This is a genomic window from Nitrosovibrio sp. Nv17 (assembly GCF_900119085.1).
Lineage (GTDB): Bacteria > Pseudomonadota > Gammaproteobacteria > Burkholderiales > Nitrosomonadaceae > Nitrosospira.
Genome location: NZ_FPIQ01000013.1, coordinates 20,267 through 39,485 on the forward strand (window position 1 = coordinate 20,267; position 19,219 = coordinate 39,485).

Consider the following 19,219-nt stretch of genomic DNA (forward strand, 5'->3'; position numbering starts at 1 on the left):
CCTAAAATGCTATGTCAAAACAGTCAGACCGCCGCCGCCCCGCCGACGATCTCCGAAAGCTCCTTGGTGATGGCCGCCTGGCGCGACTTGTTGTAGATCAGCGTCAACTCGTTGATCACGTTGCCGGCATTGTCCGAGGCGGCCTTCATCGCCACCATGCGGGCGGACTGCTCGGACGCCATGTTTTCCGTCAGCGCCTGGTAGATCAGCGCCTCGACGTAGCGCACCATGATGTCGTCGATCACCGGCTTGGCTTCCGGCTCGTAGATGTAGTCCCACACGCCGCGCTGCCCGGTGGGTCCGTCGCCGGACTTCAGGCGCTCGTCCGACAGCGGCAGCAATTGCTCCATCACCGGTTCCTGCTTCATGGTGTTGATGAAGCGCGTGTAGAAGATGTACACCCGGTCGAACCGATCCTGGGTGTAGCCGTCCAGCAGCACTTTCACCGCCCCGATCAGCCTTTCCAAGTCGGGCGTATCACCCAGCGCCACGACGTGGGAGATGACGCTGGCGCCGATGCGGCTCATGAATCCCAGTCCCTTGTTGCCGATGCAGCACGCTTCGATCTGTTCGCCTTCGGCTTCCCAGGCCTTCATCCTGCTCACGGCCATGCGCAGCACGTTCGTGTTGAGTCCGCCGCACAGGCCCTTGTCGGAGGTGACCACGACGATACCGATGCGCTTCACCGTGTCGCGCTCCACCAGGAAGGGATGCCGGTACTCGGTATAGGCCCGGCTCATGTGCGCGGCGACGTTGCGGATTTTCTCGCCATAGGGCCGCGCCTTCTTCATGCGCTCCTGCGCCTTGCGCATCTTGGAGGCCGCCACCATCTCCATGGCGCGCGTGATCTTTTGCGTGTTCTTTACGCTCTTGATCTTGTTGCGTATTTCCCTGCTACCAGCCATCGGTCAATAGGTTCCGTTCTTCTTGAAATCCTGGATCGCATCATCCAGCTCCTTTTCGGTCGCCGCGTCGAGATCCTTGCCGGTCTCGATCTTTTCCAGGATGGCGCCATATTTGCTGCGGATGTGCCCTTTCAGGGCGGACTCGAACGCCAGGGCGCGGGGTACCTCCACGTCGTCCAGGTAGCCCTTGTTGACGGCGAACAGCGTGATCGCCATCTCGGACACGCTCAGCGTGGAGTACTGCGCCTGCTTCATCAGTTCGGTCACCATCTTGCCGCGTTCCAGCTGCTTGCGCGTGGCTTCGTCGAGGTCCGACGCGAACTGGGCGAAGGCGGCAAGCTCGCGATACTGTGCCAGCGCCAGGCGCACGCCGCCCCCCAGCTTCTTGATGACCTTGGTCTGCGCGGCCCCGCCCACGCGCGACACCGATACGCCGGCATTGATCGCGGGCCGGATCCCGGCGTTGAACAGATCCGTTTCCAGGAAGATCTGGCCGTCGGTGATCGAGATGACGTTGGTGGGCACGAAGGCGGTCACGTCACCGGCCTGGGTCTCGATCACCGGCAGCGCGGTCAGGGATCCCGTCTTGCCCTTGACCTCGCCGTTGGTGGCCTTTTCCACGTATGCCGCGCTGACCCGCGCCGCCCGCTCCAGCAGGCGCGAGTGCAGGTAGAACACGTCCCCGGGATAGGCCTCCCGGCCGGGCGGCCGCCTCAGCAGCAGGGATATCTGGCGATAGGCCCATGCCTGCTTGGTCAGGTCGTCATAGATGATGAGGGCGTCCTCGCCACGGTCGCGGAAGTATTCGCCCATGGTGCAGCCGGAGTAGGGCGCGATGAACTGCATCGCCGCCGATTCCGAGGCGGTGGCTGCCACCACGATGGTGTAGGCCATCGCCCCGTGCTCCTCGAGCTTGCGCACCACGTTGGCAATGGAGGAGGCCTTCTGCCCCACCGCCACGTAGATGCATATCATGTTCTCGCCCTTCTGGTTGATGATCGCATCCACCGCGACGGCGGTCTTGCCGGTCTGGCGGTCGCCGATGATCAGTTCGCGCTGGCCCCGTCCGATGGGCACCATGGAGTCGATGGATTTCAGTCCGGTCTGCACCGGCTGGTTCACCGACTGGCGCCAGATCACCCCGGGCGCGATCTTCTCGATCGGCTCCGAGCCTTGCGCGGCGATGGGCCCCTTGCCGTCGATCGGCTGGCCCAGCGCGTTGACGACCCGCCCCACCAGCGCCTCGCCCACCGGCACTTCCAGAATGCGGCCGGTACACTTGACGATGTCGCCTTCGGTGATGTGCTCGTACGAGCCCAGAATCACCGCGCCCACGGAATCGCGTTCGAGGTTGAGCGCAAGGCCGAAGGTGTTGCCCGGAAACTCCAGCATTTCCCCCTGCATCACGTCGGAAAGCCCATGGACGCGCACGATGCCGTCGGTCACCGAGACGATGGTGCCCTGCGTACGGACTTCCGCGGAAACGGCAAGCCCTTCGATTCTGCTTTTGATCAGCTCGCTGATCTCGGATGGATTTAACTGCATTTCTGAGACTCCTAGCTTTTGAGAGCGACGGCCATGGCTTCCAGCCTACCACGCACGGAGGCATCCAGCACCTCGTCGCCTATTTCAACCTTTACTCCGCCTATCAGTTCCGGATCGATGCTCACCGTGGCGTCTATCTTGCGCTTGAACCTGCTCTCCAGGCTGGCGACCAGATCATCCCGCTGCACGTCGCTCAGTGCGAACGCCGTGGCGATCCTCGCGTCCAACACGCCCTCATGCGCGGTCTTCAACTGTTCGAACAGATCGCTCACTTCGGGCAACAACTGAATGCGACCGTTCTCCGCCAGCAGCAGGATGAAATTCTTCGCCGCTGCGTCGAACCGGTCGCCGCCGATGTCGAGCAGCAACTCGGCCAATCGTCGGGCTGGCACGTTCGGATCACCCGTGAGCGCACGCAGTTGCTCGTCGGCCGCGATGGAGGCGGCCAACCGCAACGTGTCGGACCACTCCTGGAGCGCATTGCCCTCGCGGGCGAGCCTGAAAACCGCCTCCGCGTAGGGACGTGCGATCGTGCGGGCCTCGGCCATCGTCAAAGCTCCGTCTTGATGGAGGCTAACAGATCGGCGTGAGCCTTGGCATCCACCTCGCGATGCAGAATCTTCGCTGCACCTGCCAGCGCGAGATCCGCAACCTGCTGCCGCAATGCCTCCCTGGCACGAAAGACTTCCTGCTCCACCTCGGCTCGTGCGCCGACAAGTATGCGGTCGCCTTCTTCCCTTGCCGCGGTCTTGGCTTCGTCCACGATTTCCGCGGCACGCTTTTCGGCCTGCGCCACGATGTCGACTGCCCGCTGCTTGGCTTCCCGCACCACGTCGGCGGAGCGCTGGCTCGCCAGTTCCAGTTCGTGCCTGCCGCGCTCGCCCGCCGCCAGACCTTCGGCGATGGTTTTTTGCCGGTTCTCGGTCGCGCGCAGCAGGGGGGGCCAGACGAACCGGGCCGTAAACCAGATGAATACGGCGAATACCACCGCCTGTGAGAGTAGGGTGAGATTGATGTTCATGACTGGCCTCTGATGACGGTCCCGGGAATGTGCGCGGCTGCCCTACTTGATGACCGCCAGCAGCGGGTTCCCGAATGCGAACAGCATCGCCAGGCCAACGCCGATGATGAACGATGCGTCGATCAGCCCAAGCAGCAGAAACACCTTGCCTTGCAGGGTCGGCATCAGTTCGGGCTGGCGGGCAGCGCCTTCCAGGAAGCTGCTGCACATGATGCCGATGCCGATACAGGCGCCTGCGGCACCGAGGCCGATCATCAGGCCGATACCGATACCAGTGTAGGCCTGGATCATGGCCAAGTATTGCAGATTGTCCATCTCGTTTTCCTCTCGTCGTAGTGATAAATAATGGGGGGCGGCAGGGGGCGGTCAGTGCGACTCGTGCGCCATGGACAGGTAGACCACCGTCAGCATCATGAAGATGAACGCCTGCAGCGTAATGATCAGTATGTGGAAGATGGCCCATCCCGTTCCCAGCAGCGCGCCGAAGAAGGTTCCGGCGAGGCCGGTCGCCGCCCACATCCCCAGCAGCAGGAAAATGATCTCTCCCGCGTAGATGTTCCCGTACAGGCGCAGGGAGTGGGACAGCGGCTTGGAAACGTACTCCACGATGTTGAACAGGATGTTGACCGGCCACAGGATGGGATTCTTGCCGAACGGAGTGCATACCAGCTCATGCATCCAGCCCCCCAGCCCCTTGACCTTGATGTTGAAGAATATCATCAGCAGCCATACCGACAGCGCCAGCGCGAACGTGGTATTGATGTCGGTGGTGGGCACGCTGCGCCAGTTGTGCAACCCCAGCAGCGCATAGAATTTGGCCATGATGTCGATGGGCAGCAGATCCATCGCATTCATCATCAATACCCATATGAAAACGGTCAGCGCCGTCGGGGCGACGAATGCATGACGATCCCCATGGAAGGTACTCTTGACCTGATCGTCGATGAACTCGATGCACAATTCGACGAAAGCCTGCCGCCTGCCCGGCACCCCGGACGTGGCGCCGCGCACCACCCACCAGAGGAAGCCGAAGCTGACAAATCCAAGCAGGATCGACATCGCCAGCGTGTCGACATGCAGCGTCCAGAATGTCCCCTCACCCACCGAACTGGTGAGATTGGTGAGGTGGTGCTCCATGTAGGAGGTCGGAGTAAGCTCCGCGTCGGATGCCATATGAATCTTTCTTGCTTAATTAAGATTTAAAATATCAGTTTAGCATCAAGTCTGTTCGACCCCGGCGGTACCTGCTTCGTCGGTGACGAACAGCGCCATGCCGAAAACCAGTACCGTGATCGCGAAGGTGGCGACGAGCCCTCCCGCAACCACATCTTCATAAAGCGTCAGGGCAAGCCACAGCAATCCCGTCATGGTGACGATCTTGGCCGCTTCCGCCTTCAGGGCGGTAATCAGGACGCTTCCCGCGGTCGTGCCACGGTGGCGCGCGGTCATGCCCGCGAAGACAGCCGCGGAAACCATGCTGACCGCACCGCCCAGCAACGCGGAAACCGCGCCGTGTGTCCCCGAAGTCAGGCCGAAAAGCAGCACCATCGCCATCGTGACAATCAACTGCCAGCGCATGACGACGCGCACTGGCTTGCTTCTTATCCAGGTCATAGGTGGTGTCGGTCAGAAAACGGCGGCTTGGCTTAGCACGGACACAGGACGGATTGAAATTTCCTATGATGATCTCTCGATCCTCAACCGCGTCCCCTGGCGGAATTCATTTTGACTGCGGTCAACCAGAATACGAAACTCCTGACCAGACAAAATAGATGGATTTTAATCCGCTTGCCCGTGCCAGTCAATGGAAAGTCGCTCCTCCCGATTCATCCACAGGCGTGAAAGGATCCAACAAGGATCCGGTTTTTCGGCCAAGACCCTGCTTCCCGCATGGAATAGCGAAATTATAGGCTCATCGGGGATCTTTGTCATGCCGGAGCCTGATCCGGCATCCGGTAGAATTCGACGAAGAATCGCACCGGACCCAGGGGTTCGACGCTGTGCAACACCTCGGGCACGACGATTCCGATGATGCCTGGCGACAGATCCATCTGGGTTCCGAGTATCGGCACCCGGTAGCACAACCTGCCCTCCACGACGTTGATCTTCGCCCAGACGCCGGTCTTGGTGGAATGATCCCGGGTCAGGGCCGCCGGTACCGATGTCTCGGTGAATTCGGCGGTACGCTTGTAGGCAACGAAATCATCCGGCAGCTCGAATTTCTCGCACCGGACACAATCGAGCATCTTCCCCAGCATGCTGCGGCGGCCCTGTTCATCCATCACCCACGGACGATTGATGAAAGGGGGCTGATGCCGGACGTGCTGGGGATGGCCGCAGCTCAGGATGGCGACTGGATCGCCTTCCCCATCCATGCCGAATCCCGTGATTGGGCGCTCCATGTTTCCTCCTGGTCAGACCGTATCGACGGATTTAAGCATATTCTGAACCATACGCAGCCCGAAGCGCAACGGATGGCGATCCCAGGGCGTGAAACGAGGCAGCTGGTATGGATCGCTGGTCATCCGCGCGGCACCGTGGGCGGTGGATACCGCCGCCTCGAAGCCGATCTGCCTGACCATGCCGACGTGCTGGGGGAGATAATCCCGCCCCGGCTTGCCGTTGGGATAGGCGAAGAACCGTATCCGCGCGCGGATGATGCTTTCCAACACCTCCTTGCCATGAGCGATCTCGGCATGGGCAGCCGCGGGATCCTCCATGCTCGCCAGGATGGGATGGTTGACCGTATGCCCGCCGATTTCCATGCCGGCGCCGTGCAGGTGCCGCACCTGATCGGACGTCATCATCAGGTTGTCGGGCAGCGATACGGCGACGAGGGCCCGTATCGCTTCGACCCGCAACCGGCGTTGCTCGAACGGCAAGTGCTTGAGGGCGCCGATCACGTCATCGATCGCCCCCCGCCGCTGCGCGTCCGTCCCGACCTCCAGTTGCCCCAGCCCCGCTTCGGTCAGGTCGAGCGTGGTACCGGGCGCGCGGCGGATCAGTTCGATGATGGTATCGTTCCACATGCGTCCTCCATCGAGTACGCCCGAGGCCACGAAAAACGTTGCGGGAATCCCGTGCTTCCTCAGTACCGGCAGGGCGATTTCCGCATTGTCGGCGTACCCGTCGTCGAACGTGACGCAGGCGGCACGGGCCGGCAGCTTTCCCTTGCGCAGCCCCCGCAATGCCTCGTGCAGCGGAATGACGTTGAAGCAGTCGGTCACCTGCCCCATCTGGCGATCGAACGCCTCGACATCGTTTTCCTCGGGGAACAGCGGATCGGGTTCCGACAGGACGCGATGATAGATCAGGATGGTCAGCCGTCCACGCGACGCACCGGGAGACAGCAGGCCAAGGCCTGCACGCGCCAGGGAGGCGGCCCAGGAGCGATCGGGCTCACGCACCGGCATGTCCGTCCCGGGCCTCCACCATCGGACGCGCGGTCAAGCGGCTTCCCAGGCCCATGTCGTTATCCGGAGCCTCGAAGCGTGCGTTGCGACTGCGGCAAATTGAGTCTCCCGGGCTGGCCTCGAACATTGGTCGCAGTCCCGCTCCTCGACCCGGCCTTTTCCCTGAGGTCCTTTTCGACCAGGATGCGCGTCACCACCATCGCCGCCATCAGGTAATAGGGCACGTCGAAATAGAGCAGGCTGAGGAAGGTGCCCCCCACGGCAAACCCTATCAGGCTCACCTGGATCATGCTCGCCAGGTTGCGGGCCCAGACATGATCCTCGTTTCCGGCAGTATTGCGGATGATCCACGACCCCGTCCGCCAGGTCATGAAGCCCAGCAGCAGATATATCCCCAGCCCGATGAACCCATGCTCTCCCAGCGCCTGGAAATAGATGCTGTGCGCCGCGTGGATGTCAAAGGGATCGGGTGCGTAGCGGAAGAACAGATCGGGTGTCGTGACCTCGAATCCGCCACCGGTCAATGGCCGCTCCTTCGCCAGGTTGTATGCCATCCACCAGGCGTTGAAGCGCCCCTGGACCGACTCGTCCTCCTCGTAGGTATTGATGGTGTCCATTCTCTTCGACCATTGTTCCGGCATGAAGGCCAGCAGGAGAGGAACGGACATGACCGCCAGCAGGCCCAGCCCGGCCTTCTGCCGGCTCTTGAGCCAGAGAAATCCGCTCATGGCGACGATCGCGAGCAAGGCACCGCGCGAGTACGTTCCGATGGCGGCCACCGCGCACAACAGCATGGATACGGTCAATCCGCGACGCACCCACTTGTTCGGGGATATGGTCTGCAGGTAGTGCATCAGGGGAATCGTCATGATGAGCGCCAGCGCGATCTCGTTGTTTCCCTCGATGAAGGTGCTCATGGGTCCCCATACCATCTCTCCGCCCCCGCTCCTGATGGTGAAAACCCCTCCCTTGACGCCGTAGTAGCCCAACGATACGACAATGACCCAGATGAGATGCTGGATCTGCTCTTTGGTTTTGATCAGCATGAGAACGATGAAATTCATCAGCATGATCTTCATCACCTTGTTCCACTGGTCATACACAGCGTCGGGATAGATGGCGAAAACCGTGGTGACATTCATCCACAGCACGAAAAGAATGAGCAGCCAGGTAAGCGGGGTGAGGGGCAGGTTCTTCGGTTCCCTGCTGAGGAACATGCTCAGCAGGGTGACCCCGGCGATGATGGCGGCAAACGGAAACGTGGTTGCAAATCCCCAGCCCTGGGTGTGGGGATTCATGACACTGATCCACACCCACATCAGCGCACCGAAGTACGGTCGCTTGAAGGCATAGGGAAGCATGCCGAAGACGAGAATGGTGACGAAGACGTCCCTCATGGGCGCGCCTCATCCGGGGAATCTCCCGGGATTTCCGATGCCGATGACAGAGGGCACGTAAAGGTCAGCATGCAATGAATTTCACGAACTGGCGATATATTGTCGCGCTATGATATATTGCTCCGCATCCTGGAGCCGATATCGCATCTCGCCTGGATTTTCGATACGGAATGGCTGAATGGCCCTGGATGGAGGCGAAGCGATGAAACGACCATGGGTGCGGCCACGCAGGGAATCCCGTAATGGGGCCGTTTGTGAGTGGAGCACCCCCAATATCATATCAATTTCATCGATACTCACAACTGGACTTTGGTACATTCACGTATCCGATGGGGTGATATAACGTCATGCCGCCGACAACAGACGCCGTCGCCAGGGAGCGGCCACGCGCTTCTGGCCCCAAATATCGATGACAATTCCTGAATCTCGACGCCCTTATCGGTCCCGCACCATGTGCACGGCGGTGAGGGCGATCATGGGTCAGCCTGCTGAAGGCGTTCCGGATGTTCCCCCCAGCAGGAGCCTGTCTTGAGAATCGCAGTTACAACCTATCCGATGCTGTGGCAGAGAACAGGCGGCCTGCAGGTACAGATACTCAGGACGGTCGCACATCTGGCCCGGAAAGGCGTGGACGCCAGACTGTTCGACAGCCTGGGCGCACGCCTCGGAGACTACGATCTGGTACACGTCTTCTCGGCCATCAATGGTGCACATCTGATCCTTCGCGAAGCCCGGGCACAGAATGTGCCGACGGTGCTCAGTCCAATACTGCAGCCCGGCTACAACTGGCCGAAATTCATGCGCTACCGCGCGGCAAGCAGCCTGACGGGAAAATTGACCGCCTACGAGAACCGCACGACCTATGACGACATCCTTTCGGCGGTCAGCTGCAGCGATCGCCTGATCGCGCTCAGCGAAGCGGAGCGGCGGGTGTTGACGAATGGCTACTCCGCCGAGGACAGATTTGTCACCACGATTCCGAACGGCGTGGACGCCGCTTTCTTTTCGGCAACGCCCCATGCGTTCACCGGCCATTTCAACATCCTGTCCGGCTTCGTGCTGGTGGTCGGCTCAATCTCTTCCTACAAGAACCAGCTCGGAGTGATTCGCGCAACCTTGCAGGTCAGCGAGCGTGACGTTCTGTTGATCGGCCCCGTCGAGGACGCAGGCTACCTGGAACGCTGCCTGAAGGAAGGAGGAGAGCGGGTGCGGCATCTGGGCATGCTCGCCCACGATGATCCTCTGCTGGGCTCGGCCTATGCCTCCGCAGGCGTCACGGTGTTGGCAAGCGCAGGCGAAACTTTCGGCCTCACCGCCGTGGAATCACTGGCATCCGGTACCCCCGCGATCATCACCGCGGCAAATGGTCTCGGCCTGTCTCCGCAGCCTCCCTGGCTGCAGTACGTCGATCCGGGCGATGCCGGGGATCTCGGACGGGCGATCGGGGCCGCCCTCTCCGCTCCCATGCCCACGACCGGTCCATGCCGCCAACTGGTCGCCCACCTCGACTGGAAGGCAACGGCGGACAGGATCCTGGAGGTATACCGGGATTTGACGGGAGCGGGAGCCGGCGCCGCCTCATGAATATACGCCACGCCAACGTAAGCAGGGATGAACGCAGCCGCATCCTTTTCATCTCGCCGGTCCCGCCCGGCCCGGATGGGATCGGCGTCGAGCTGCGTGCATGGTTCCACCTGGAAACCCTGGCAGCCATCGCCGATGTCGATGCAATACTGGCGATGACGCCGGCCCAGCTCGCCCGGCCCATGGACCTCGACCGACCCCGCGCCCTGTGTCGAAGCCTGAGCGTACTGAAGCTCGATCCGAACCACGAAGCGCCGGGAAGGCGCGTGCGTGGCCCCAGGCTGCTGGGACGCGTCCTCGACCTGAGCAAGCCTGCCTTCCGGCTGGCGCCGGACGAAGCCGGAAATCTGCGGTCGGTGCTTAGCGACAGCCACTTCGAAATTGTGTTCTGCTTCCGGATCCGGTCCTACGAGATCCTGGAAAGCCTGGGGGACTTGCCGAACTGGCGGGACAGCCGCCTATTCGTGGATTTCGACGATATCGAATCGCTTTCCATGCGTCGGGAGCTGCCTTTCATCAAGCGGACGCTGGGTTTCGAAAGAACGCTCATCGCCCGCCTCGACACCCTCGAGACATCCCGCCTGGAATCGCGCATCGCGCGCCGGGCCGACATGATCAGCGTGTGCTCGGAAGTGGATCGGCAACGTCTCGTCGAGCGAGAAGGCCATGCCAGGATCACCGTCATACCGAATTCATACCCCCTCATGCCCGCGCTGCCGTTGCGCCCCATCGGACCGGCTGCAAAGCTGCTTTTTCTCGGAACGCTGTCCTATCCTCCCAATGAGGATGCCGTCCTGTTCTTCTGCAGGCAGATCTATCCCCGCATACGCCAGATATATGCCGGACGCGTACGGCTGACCATTGTGGGAAGGCGTCCCGGCAGCAGGGTACGCGCACTGGCGGAAGATCCGTCGATCGTGGTGGCGGGGGATGTGGAATCGGTCGAACCCTACTACGACGAGGCAGACCTGGTGGTCGCCCCCATCCGGTTCGGCGGTGGCACCCGCATCAAAATCCTGGAGGCGCTCTCGTTCGGGCGCGCCGTGGTCTCCACCACCCTGGGCGCGGAAGGGCTCGACCTGACGCCTGGGCACGACTTGCGGCTTGCCGACGAACCAGAAAGCTTTGCAGATGCGTGCGTGGAATTGCTGCAGGACCAGGACGCACGCTTCCGGCTTGCCACTGCGGGCAGGGCCCGCGTTGCCGCGGGATATGGGCGTTCCCACATACAACGCATCCTGGCGCAGCAGATCCTGGACTTATAAACCCGAAAAATTCTCTCTGGAAAGCTCCCTGATCGCTGCGATGCGATGAGCGATGCGCTCCCGGTATTCCGGGAGCGCCGGCAGTGCTTCGAGGACCCGCGCCGGCAGTGCATGTTCCTCGTAAGCGGCCACCGGATCGACCAGCAGGGCCTCCAGTCCGAAGTACCCCAGCAAACCCTCGAACTTGCCCATGTAGCCGATGCCGATGACCGGTGTACCGCTTCCCAGCCCCGCAATGGCGAAATGCATGCGGCCGGTGACGACCAGATCGCTGGCTGCGGCGACGGCCTTGGCGTCCCAGGCGTGCAGGGGGGATTCCAGCAGGAGGGTCCGCGGCTTCGCCCTCTCGTCGAGCCGCGACACGATCTCCAGATGACAGAGATGATCCGATTCCCTGCCGCGAAAATCGTGGGGCACCAGCACGAAACGCAGCGTGGCGTCCTGCGCCGCCAGACCATTGATCATCTCCGCATAGGCGGCATGGATGGCGCCGGGCGTGGAAGGGTAGGTCAGGACATTGCCGTTGAGTGCGAGGATCCTCGCGCCCCCGGCATGCTCATCCCGCATCCAGGCCAGCGCACGCAGGGCGGCCGGACTCTCGGCCCTTGCGGTGACCAGAAAGGCCAGATCCGCCACCTGCCTGGCCGATCGTCCGGTGAATTCTTCAAAGCGTCTGCGCGACACGGGATCGCGTGAGCAGCACACAATTTGCGGTGCAAGGGATTTGAATCTTTCGACCACGCAGGGATTCGGTTTCTCCGAGAAACTGAATCCGAGCAGGCGGGAAGGAATGCCCGCGGAAGCCGCCAGGTCGAGCGCACGCAGGTAATACAAGGCCTGGCCCTCGTCGTAACGACCGTCTATCACGTCGGCCCCCAGCACGCAGAACAGTCTGGCATGGCGCAATGCCAGCAGGAGGCGCAGATCCGAAAGCGTACCGGGGCAAACCGCGATCGAATGGACTCCTCCTTCCAGTAGGGTAATCGCCTCGTAGTTGGGCAGCAACACCTGGCGAAGCCGGCAATTCCAGCCCTTCGCGAGGCCATCGTTCAGTCCCTGGAGAAGCGCCTGGTCCCCCAGGCTGCCGGCGGATGCGGGGGGTGCCACCAGAATTTCCATCTGCTTCCAGGGTGCCAGACGCCGATGGATCCGCACGTATGCACGGGTCATCGACAACAGCAGTCCAGCAATGAGTCTCTTGATCATGATCACGTTCTTCCACTCAGGTTACGGCGGCGAAATGATGCGGCCGGCCGAAGCACACGCACCGGTAACGGTTCCTCCGGGGAATCAACGCTCCCCTTTTCCTTTCGGCAGGAACGCGGACAGATGGCGGCGCAGGGTTTCGATCTCGGAGCGGAGCGGATGGCGGAGCCAGTACACCCCGATCAACCAGGCCGTCATCGCCAGGATACCGGCTATCGTCAATTGCCAGAAACTTCCCGGGTACATCCCCGTCATCCTCGAACCGACAAGCAGCATGCCCGGGCCGGAAACGGCGATCGCCGCCAGCGCGTAGCTTCGCCAGATGCACCGGAACAATCCGGAAAACCCCAACCCGATCGCCTTCTTCATGGCAGCCAGGTAGATATTCACCTCGATGCAGTATGCCAGACCCAGAACCAGGACCATACTCTCCAGATCGATGATCACCGTCGTCGATATGACCAGGATGCGGATGCCCTGAATCCATAGCTGGGTACGCATGAAGATGTCTATCTTGCCACAGGCCACCAGCGCGACACCTGTCAGGACAAACGGAGCGGTCAGCATCGCGTACGCGCACAAGAGACTCGCGAGCGGCGCCGAACGGTCCCACTGGGATCCGAACAGGAAATGGATCAGGGGCTCTGCGAGCAGCGCGAACACCGCGAGCAGGGGAACCGTCAATCCGGTCAGTTGAGTGATCCCCTGCAGATAGATGGCCGAAGGGCTCGCTCCCTCCCGCACGCGCCTGGCAAAGGCGGGAAAGAATACGCCCCGGACGATGTTGGTGAAATCCGACATCACCAGATTCATGACGCCCCAGGCACGGCTGTAGAAAGCCACCTCCGCGAAACCCAGCGTTCCACCGATGATGAGATCGGGAGCAGCCGAACCAACCTGCCCCGCCAGCGATGCCACGCTGGAGCGGGCCCCAAAATGGAATATTTCCCTCATTCCCGCCAGACGCGGCATCAGCAGCGCATCGGCGGGGCGCATCGCGACGAGTATCGCCGTGGTCGCAAGGACGCCGGCAAGGGAGCCCCACGCCATGCTCATGTAGCTGAATCCGTTCAACGCAAGAGAAACGGTGACCGCCAGCTGCACCACGTTGGCACTGATACTGACCAGCGCTATGCGATCGAACCGCATCTCGCGGCGCAGCATCGAGAGCAAGGGCGCGCCAAAAGGCAAAATGGCGAAATTGAGGGCCAGGACGGCGAGTATCTCGGCAATGCCGGCGTTCTGGTAGAACCCGGCTGCGGGCTGGCGGGCCAGAAAAAAAAGGAGCGCCACCGACCACGAGATGAGGATCATCATGGTGCTGGCACTGCGCAGGCGATCGCGGCTGATCTCCGCGGCCTGAACAAGATACTGGCCGATACCGAAATCCCGGAAGACGTGACCGAATGCGATCAACGAAAGCGATACCGAGAACAGTCCGATTTCTTCCGGAGTCAGCAGGCGGGCAACGACGACAGAACCGGTCAGGCCCAGCAGGAACGAAGCGCCCTGGCTGGCGCCGTTGATAAGCAGCGAACGGCGTACTGTCGTCAACTCGAACTCTCGATGGACGCTTCAGCCATGCGCATGGAGACATACGCCGCAGCAAACGCAAAAAACACGAATAAACGATAATGGTATAGGATATATGGATTCATATCGTGCTGCCGTAACGGGCGTGGCGGCTCCCGGGCCCAGGCGGTTCGAGCCTGCCTCGATGGGAGCATGCCCGAAGCGCCAGCGAACCGCCGGCATGTGAAGGGAAGACCGTCACGGGCCGGACTCCGGGCCAACCCATCATCCTGCAAGTCGGTTCCATGCCATTGGCGACCTTCGTCCCGTCAATCCGGTGGAAGCTCCCCTGCCCGGCGATGATACAAAGGATACAAGAAGAATGCTGATCCAGAATGTTCGCAGAATCGACAACGATGAACGCACCTCCGTGATCGCCTCCGTCACCTACGAGCAACGGCAGGCAGACACCCAGGATATCAGCGTTTCCATTCCCGCCAGCCACGCCAGCCTGCTTGGCTGCAGCTATGAAGCCTTTTTGCTGATGGTTTTTTCGGCCGCCCTGTTCCATCGAGAGGAGCGCATCCACGTCGAGGGTCCAGCCTGCCCCGTACTCATGAACAACCTGCGCGCCGCGATGCGGCTCCAGCGCAACTGGTTCCAGCCCGCAGACCCGCTACCCGTACTGTCGGCCGCGGAAGAGAAAGTGAACCCCGGCGGATCCGTCGACCGAAAGGTCGGAGCCTTCTACTCCGGCGGCATCGATTCGACGGCAGCGTTGCTGTCGCATGCCTGGACGTTCGACACGGAGCATCGGGAAGCCCTCGAGTATGCATTCCTGGTCTATGGGCTCGATATCGGCGATCCCAGCCGCGAACCCGGCCATGAATTGTTCGATCATGCCCTGCGCACCCAGGGCAAGGTTGCCTCCGAACTTGGAATCGAAATGGTACCGATCTGGACAAACGTCAGGTTACTGGAACCGGACAGCCATCTGTACGCACGTTACCAATTCGGGGCGATCCTGTCCGGAATCGCTCACTGCATGAGCCAGTGTATCAGGAAAGTTCATATGGCATACAATAACATCATCGATATGTATGAACCCTGGGGAGACCATCCTACGCTGGTTCCCCTGCTCTCCAGCACCCACCTGGCGTTCTCGGGCGCACTGCTCCACCTTACCCGTTTCGAGAAGCTTGCGATCATCGCAAGATCCGAGACCGCACTTTCCAACCTGCGCGTATGCTGGAACACCGATTTCATACCGGATGGCTATCTCAACTGCGGCCGATGCGAAAAATGCCTTCGCACCAAGCTCGAACTGCTGGCCATCGGCATTCCGGAGATGGGGGTGATGTTCCCGGATTCACGAATAGATCCCGATATGCTCCGGTCGTTGCATGCAGACCACTTTCCCGAAAACGAGTACTACAGGGAACTCATAGAACCTCTCCACCAACGCGGATATCACGAACTCTCGGACATCATTCGATTGATCACGCGGCAGCCAACCACCGGCCTGTGGCCATCCTATGCGAGGATGATGGTGAAAAGAAGGTACTGGAAGATGCTCGGATCGCTTCAGGATTCCTCCTCGAAAAAAAAATGATCCCGGGGATGCTGCCCTGCCTGGCTACTGCGATCTCGCTGCGTCATTCGATGGCGCCCCCGGTCCCGAGGAGATGCGACTCACCACATAGCGGAATTTTCCCGATCTTTCCGCCGGAATCTCCGGCACCTGCTCGACGGCAATCTCGACCCGCTCACCCAACCTGGCCCGAAACCCTTGCTGGATCGCGTCGATGAGCGCCGGAGCGGCAACGGATTCGGAAACCACCAGCACGCGAGTCAAATCCAGGCTCTCCTGAATGATCTTGAATGCCTGGACCTGGGGAAGATCGCGCAGAATGTAGATCAGAGCCAGGCCATGCATGACGGTCCCGTCCTGCGCCACCAGAAAATCCGTGCTGCGGCCCTGGATCTCCCTGAGCAGAGGCAAGCCGCGACCGCAGCCACACATCTGGCTGTCCAGTACCCCGATATCACCGGTGCGATAGCGTATGAAAGGAAAATCCGGCGTGGCGAGATGAGTCACGACGATCTCCCCTGCTTCGCCTTCCGGCAACGGGACTCCCTCCTGGTCCACGATCTCGACGATGACGTCCTCGGCCGTCAGGTGCATGCCGCCCTCCGGGCATTCGTGCGCGATGAAACCCGCATCGCGGCCGCCATAGCCGTTTGCCACCGGGCATCCGAAGGTTCCCCCGATCTGCCGGCGCTGCTCGTCGTACAGCCGTTCCGATGTCACGAAGGCCACGCGTATGCCCAGATCGTCCATGCGCCGCCCCGTCGACTCGGCATGGCGGGCGATATGCGAAAGAGCGGATGGATAGCCGAACAGCATTCGGGGGCGTACTCTACGAATCTCCTCCAGGAATCGATCGAGCTTCTGTGCCGACATCTCGAAGGCGGGCAGCAACCGGGTCCGGAACAGCCTGTCGCGCAGGGCGCGCAATCCATCCTGCGCCCCGAGTTCGATGGGAGAGCCCCATACCACGATCTCCGGATCGCCGATGTCAACCCCCCACCAGCGCGTCGCGCGCCACTTGGCTGCGACGTCGTGACTGACGCGCTCGCTGCCGATGTGGAAGATCAGTGGCACACCACTGGAACCCCCCGTGTTGAAACGTGCCAGACCAACCGCCCGCTCCGACTTGAGCGCGTCGAGATGCTGGCGTATAACGGCCTTGTCGAGCATGGGCAGACCCGGAAGCTCCGAAATCGAGCGAATGGCGTCGGGGACGAACCCGATTCGCTTGAAGAGGTTCCGGTAGTACGGCACGTGCGTTCCCGCATGGTCGAGCAGCCGGTGCAGCCGGCGCAGGCGGAGCGCTTCCAGGCGATCCCGGTCCCACCATTGGGAACTCTCCATGTCCCTGCGCACCGCCAGGCTGCTGTGCCGCTTGAGGCGTTCGTGCAACGGGAAAATCAGTCCGGATATCAACGAGGTATACCAGTCCATGTCCTCAGCCAGCATCCTCGCGGCTTCCCGCCGTGCGTTGCTCGAGCGCCCCCGCATAGACTTCCAGCAGACGTGGCCGCACCTGCGGCCATGCATACCGCCGAACTGCGACAAGTCCCGCCGCACGGATCCGTTCCGCCCTGCCTGGATCGCCGAGCAGCGCAAGCACGGCATCGGCCATGGCCGAGTGATCCCCGGCCGGCACCAGCAGTGCGGTCTCCCCGTGTGTGACGAGGTGCGGCACGCCCCCAACGTCGGTGCTGACGACCGGAACACCGCTGGCCAACGCCTCCAGGATCGAGATCGGCATGTTGTCGGCCAGACTGGGGTTGATCATGATGTCGGCGCGACGATAGATCTCGGCCATGCCCGCATTGTCCACACGACCGGTAAACGTCACTGCGTCCACGACGCCGAGCTCCGCCGCCAGCCCGGCCAGAAACCGGTGCTGCGGCCCGGTCCCCGCGATGGTGAGCGTGGCCGCGGGAAATACCCGCCGGATCCGGTCGAAGGCCCTCAATGCCGTCGCATTATCGTAGATGGGCTCCAGGTTGCGGCTCACGACGAGGTGGGGCGCCGCGGCCTTCAGCGGCATCGGCCGGCCGACTCCGCCCGGGAATCGGTCGAGATCGATGATGTTGGGCACGACATGGACGGGAAAACCCCACTTGCCGAACACCTCTTCCAGGAAGGCGGACGGCACGACGATGGCGCTCGCCCGGCGCAGGCTGGGCCCGATCCAGGCGAAGGACCGCTCGAAGAAGACGTCCGCTTCGCCGCCACGGTAGTTGACGATGACCGGTATCTGCCGGATCCAGGCGATCCAGATCGCAGGTGCGGCGAACAGATGCCACGACCATCCTGAGTTGGCCATCACGTGGAACAGCCGCACGCGGCCGGAGGCCCGCCACAGATGCGTCAGGTAGGGGACCAGCCGGAACAAGGCCCTGAGTCCCTTCAAGCGGCCGATCCCGGGCGGGCGGTAGGGACGGTTGACCTGGATCAGGTCCACCACGATGCCTTCCCTGCGCAACAGCCCCGCCAATTGCAGCGTCTGGTTGGCCATGCCTCCGGACGGCGGCGGCAGGGGGCCTACCAGCCCGATATGCAGATCGGAGGGGATCACCCCGGCGGATCCGGGTTGTGAACCAGGGCGGCATAGATTCCCTCATAGCGGGCCACGCTGCCGCGCCAGGTGCGCTGCGTTTCCACGAAGCTGCGGGCCGCGCTCCGCAGCCCGGGCCATCGGTGCGGGCTGGCCAGCAGATCCAGAGCCTTTTCCGCCAGATCCGATGAAGATCCCGCTGCGAAAAGTATGCCGGTCCGGCCGTCCTCGATGAGCTCGCGATGCCCGCCGACGTTGGATGCCACCACCAGTCGCCCCTGCGCCATGGCCTCCAGCGGCTTGAGGGGTGTGACTAAGTCGGTCAGGCGCATCCGCAGCCTCGGATAAACGAGCACGTCGACCAGATCGTAATACCGTTGCACCTGGCCGTGGGGGACGCGCCCGGTGAAGACCACCCGATCCTGCAGACCCAGTTCGGCGGCAAGAGCCCTGAGTGCCCGCTCCTGGGGGCCTCCTCCCACCAGCAGCACGCGAATGTCGGGATTGCGGGCCAGCAGTTGCGGCAGCGCCCGCAGCAGGATCTCCAGTCCCTCGTAGGCGTAAAAGGAGCCAATGAACCCCAGCACTTGCCTGCCCGCCAATCCCAGCGAGCCGGCAAGCTGCGGATCAGCTGCGCCACCCATGCTGAAATCCGCGATGTTCACGGCATTGGGAATGACCGTCACCTTCTCCGGCGCGATGCCTCGACCGAGAATGTCGTTGCGCAGTCCTTCGCATATGGTGGTCACGGCGTCGGCCCGGCGCAAGGCATGGCTCTCCAGTCCCCGGGTCAGGCGATAGCGGATGCTTCCTTCCCTGCTGGTGCCATGATCCACGGCCGCGTCTTCCCAGAACGCCCTGACCTCGTAGACCACCGGAATACCCTGGCGCCGGCCCACGCGCAAGGCGGGCAGGGCGTTCAGCACGGGGGAGTGGGCGTGCAGGACGTCCGGTCTGACGATCCCCGCCACTTCATCCAGCCGTTGCGCCAGACGCTCGACGACCGCGAGCTGATTCACGACCGGCATCTTCGATGCCAGGCCGGTCGCGGGAGGGGTACGATGGAAAAACCATCCATCGACCTCCTCCTCGCGGGCAGTACCGCCGCCCTGCTTTGGACCAGTCAGATGGAAGGTCTCCCATCCACGCGCGCGCTGCTCCGCCAGGATCGACAGCGTGCGGAAGGTGTAGCCGCTGTGCAGCGGCAGGGAATGATCCAGGATGTGCAGAATGCGCATGGC

18 protein-coding genes are annotated in these 19,219 nt (G+C 62.0%); 3 read left to right on the forward strand and 15 right to left on the reverse strand.

Features of this window, described 5'->3' with window-relative positions:
- Positions 1-23 precede the first annotated feature (23 nt).
- The 10 genes from atpG to BT108_RS08640 all read right to left on the reverse strand — a co-directional run bounded on the left by atpG (position 24) and on the right by BT108_RS08640 (position 8,281).
- The gene (atpG, locus tag BT108_RS08595; RefSeq protein ID WP_072294135.1) at positions 24-905 is read right to left on the reverse strand and encodes a F0F1 ATP synthase subunit gamma; all 882 of its coding nucleotides are present in this window, start codon (positions 903-905) and stop codon (positions 24-26) included.
- Positions 906-908: 3 nt separating this feature from the next.
- Positions 909-2,450, reverse strand: a complete 1,542-nt coding sequence (atpA, locus tag BT108_RS08600) for a F0F1 ATP synthase subunit alpha (RefSeq protein ID WP_072294136.1) — start codon at positions 2,448-2,450, stop codon at positions 909-911.
- Between the two features lie 11 nt (positions 2,451-2,461).
- Positions 2,462-2,998 carry a F0F1 ATP synthase subunit delta gene (locus BT108_RS08605; protein ID WP_072294137.1) on the reverse strand — a complete coding sequence of 179 codons (537 nt, stop codon included), beginning with the start codon at positions 2,996-2,998 and terminating at the stop codon, positions 2,462-2,464.
- A 2-nt stretch (positions 2,999-3,000) separates the two neighbouring features.
- Complete coding sequence (locus BT108_RS08610; protein ID WP_072294138.1) at positions 3,001-3,471, reverse strand: F0F1 ATP synthase subunit B; 471 nt, start codon at positions 3,469-3,471, stop codon at positions 3,001-3,003.
- A 42-nt stretch (positions 3,472-3,513) separates the two neighbouring features.
- On the reverse strand, positions 3,514-3,786 hold the full coding sequence (gene atpE, locus BT108_RS08615) for a F0F1 ATP synthase subunit C (protein ID WP_072294139.1): 273 nt from the start codon (positions 3,784-3,786) through the stop codon (positions 3,514-3,516).
- Between the two features lie 51 nt (positions 3,787-3,837).
- Entirely contained in the window at positions 3,838-4,644 is an 807-nt protein-coding gene (atpB, locus tag BT108_RS08620; protein WP_072294140.1) for a F0F1 ATP synthase subunit A, read from the reverse strand.
- A gap of 45 nt (positions 4,645-4,689) precedes the next feature.
- Positions 4,690-5,061 carry an ATP synthase subunit I gene (locus tag BT108_RS08625; protein ID WP_255369673.1) on the reverse strand — a complete coding sequence of 124 codons (372 nt, stop codon included), beginning with the start codon at positions 5,059-5,061 and terminating at the stop codon, positions 4,690-4,692.
- 338 nt (positions 5,062-5,399) lie between these two features.
- Entirely contained in the window at positions 5,400-5,873 is a 474-nt protein-coding gene (locus tag BT108_RS08630) for a DUF3565 domain-containing protein (protein ID WP_072294142.1), read from the reverse strand.
- A 12-nt stretch (positions 5,874-5,885) separates the two neighbouring features.
- Entirely contained in the window at positions 5,886-6,884 is a 999-nt protein-coding gene (locus BT108_RS08635; RefSeq protein ID WP_218184847.1) for a polysaccharide deacetylase family protein, read from the reverse strand.
- 59 nt (positions 6,885-6,943) lie between these two features.
- Complete coding sequence (locus tag BT108_RS08640) at positions 6,944-8,281, reverse strand: putative O-glycosylation ligase, exosortase A system-associated (protein ID WP_072294143.1); 1,338 nt, start codon at positions 8,279-8,281, stop codon at positions 6,944-6,946.
- 528 nt (positions 8,282-8,809) lie between these two features.
- On the opposite strand from BT108_RS08640, the gene BT108_RS08645 reads away from it, so the two are divergent.
- The gene (locus BT108_RS08645) at positions 8,810-9,865 is read left to right on the forward strand and encodes a glycosyltransferase (RefSeq protein WP_072294144.1); all 1,056 of its coding nucleotides are present in this window, start codon (positions 8,810-8,812) and stop codon (positions 9,863-9,865) included.
- Complete coding sequence (locus BT108_RS08650; protein ID WP_072294145.1) at positions 9,862-11,130, forward strand: glycosyltransferase; 1,269 nt, start codon at positions 9,862-9,864, stop codon at positions 11,128-11,130. The genes BT108_RS08645 and BT108_RS08650 overlap by 4 nt, the downstream gene beginning before the upstream one ends.
- Here BT108_RS08650 and BT108_RS08655 read toward each other — a convergent pair.
- Complete coding sequence (locus BT108_RS08655) at positions 11,125-12,336, reverse strand: polysaccharide pyruvyl transferase family protein (RefSeq protein ID WP_143142445.1); 1,212 nt, start codon at positions 12,334-12,336, stop codon at positions 11,125-11,127. The two genes, BT108_RS08650 and BT108_RS08655, sit on opposite strands and share 6 nt — an antisense overlap.
- 84 nt (positions 12,337-12,420) lie before the next feature.
- Positions 12,421-13,890, reverse strand: coding sequence for a lipopolysaccharide biosynthesis protein (locus tag BT108_RS08660; protein ID WP_072294147.1), 1,470 nt, complete (start codon positions 13,888-13,890; stop codon positions 12,421-12,423).
- Between the two features lie 340 nt (positions 13,891-14,230).
- Between BT108_RS08660 and BT108_RS08665 the strand changes: the two genes are divergently transcribed.
- Positions 14,231-15,460 carry a hypothetical protein gene (locus BT108_RS08665; protein ID WP_072294148.1) on the forward strand — a complete coding sequence of 410 codons (1,230 nt, stop codon included), beginning with the start codon at positions 14,231-14,233 and terminating at the stop codon, positions 15,458-15,460.
- A 24-nt stretch (positions 15,461-15,484) separates the two neighbouring features.
- Here the strand turns inward: BT108_RS08665 and BT108_RS08670 are convergent, their stop codons facing one another.
- Genes BT108_RS08670 through BT108_RS08680 form a run of 3 tightly spaced genes read right to left on the reverse strand, consistent with a single transcriptional unit; the run spans position 15,485 to position 19,216 of the window.
- Positions 15,485-16,888: a phenylacetate--CoA ligase family protein gene (locus BT108_RS08670; RefSeq protein WP_072294149.1), complete on the reverse strand. Its 1,404-nt coding sequence runs from the start codon at positions 16,886-16,888 to the stop codon at positions 15,485-15,487.
- Entirely contained in the window at positions 16,878-17,999 is a 1,122-nt protein-coding gene (locus tag BT108_RS08675) for a glycosyltransferase family 4 protein (protein WP_255369675.1), read from the reverse strand. The genes BT108_RS08670 and BT108_RS08675 overlap by 11 nt, the downstream gene beginning before the upstream one ends.
- Complete coding sequence (locus tag BT108_RS08680; RefSeq protein WP_072294150.1) at positions 17,996-19,216, reverse strand: TIGR04063 family PEP-CTERM/XrtA system glycosyltransferase; 1,221 nt, start codon at positions 19,214-19,216, stop codon at positions 17,996-17,998. The genes BT108_RS08675 and BT108_RS08680 overlap by 4 nt, the downstream gene beginning before the upstream one ends.
- Positions 19,217-19,219 lie beyond the last annotated feature (3 nt).

Coding starts and splice junctions, on each gene's coding strand:
- atpG (WP_072294135.1), bottom strand. CDS start 905: ATGGCTGGTAGCAGGGAAATACGCAACAAGATCAAGAGCGTAAAGAAC.
- atpA (WP_072294136.1), bottom strand. CDS start 2,450: ATGCAGTTAAATCCATCCGAGATCAGCGAGCTGATCAAAAGCAGAATC.
- BT108_RS08605 (WP_072294137.1), bottom strand. CDS start 2,998: ATGGCCGAGGCCCGCACGATCGCACGTCCCTACGCGGAGGCGGTTTTC.
- BT108_RS08610 (WP_072294138.1), bottom strand. CDS start 3,471: ATGAACATCAATCTCACCCTACTCTCACAGGCGGTGGTATTCGCCGTA.
- atpE (WP_072294139.1), bottom strand. CDS start 3,786: ATGGACAATCTGCAATACTTGGCCATGATCCAGGCCTACACTGGTATC.
- atpB (WP_072294140.1), bottom strand. CDS start 4,644: ATGGCATCCGACGCGGAGCTTACTCCGACCTCCTACATGGAGCACCAC.
- BT108_RS08630 (WP_072294142.1), bottom strand. CDS start 5,873: ATGGAGCGCCCAATCACGGGATTCGGCATGGATGGGGAAGGCGATCCA.
- BT108_RS08635 (WP_218184847.1), bottom strand. CDS start 6,884: ATGCCGGTGCGTGAGCCCGATCGCTCCTGGGCCGCCTCCCTGGCGCGT.
- BT108_RS08640 (WP_072294143.1), bottom strand. CDS start 8,281: ATGAGGGACGTCTTCGTCACCATTCTCGTCTTCGGCATGCTTCCCTAT.
- BT108_RS08650 (WP_072294145.1), top strand. CDS start 9,862: ATGAATATACGCCACGCCAACGTAAGCAGGGATGAACGCAGCCGCATC.
- BT108_RS08655 (WP_143142445.1), bottom strand. CDS start 12,336: ATGATCAAGAGACTCATTGCTGGACTGCTGTTGTCGATGACCCGTGCA.
- BT108_RS08665 (WP_072294148.1), top strand. CDS start 14,231: ATGCTGATCCAGAATGTTCGCAGAATCGACAACGATGAACGCACCTCC.
- BT108_RS08670 (WP_072294149.1), bottom strand. CDS start 16,888: ATGCTGGCTGAGGACATGGACTGGTATACCTCGTTGATATCCGGACTG.
- BT108_RS08680 (WP_072294150.1), bottom strand. CDS start 19,216: ATGCGCATTCTGCACATCCTGGATCATTCCCTGCCGCTGCACAGCGGC.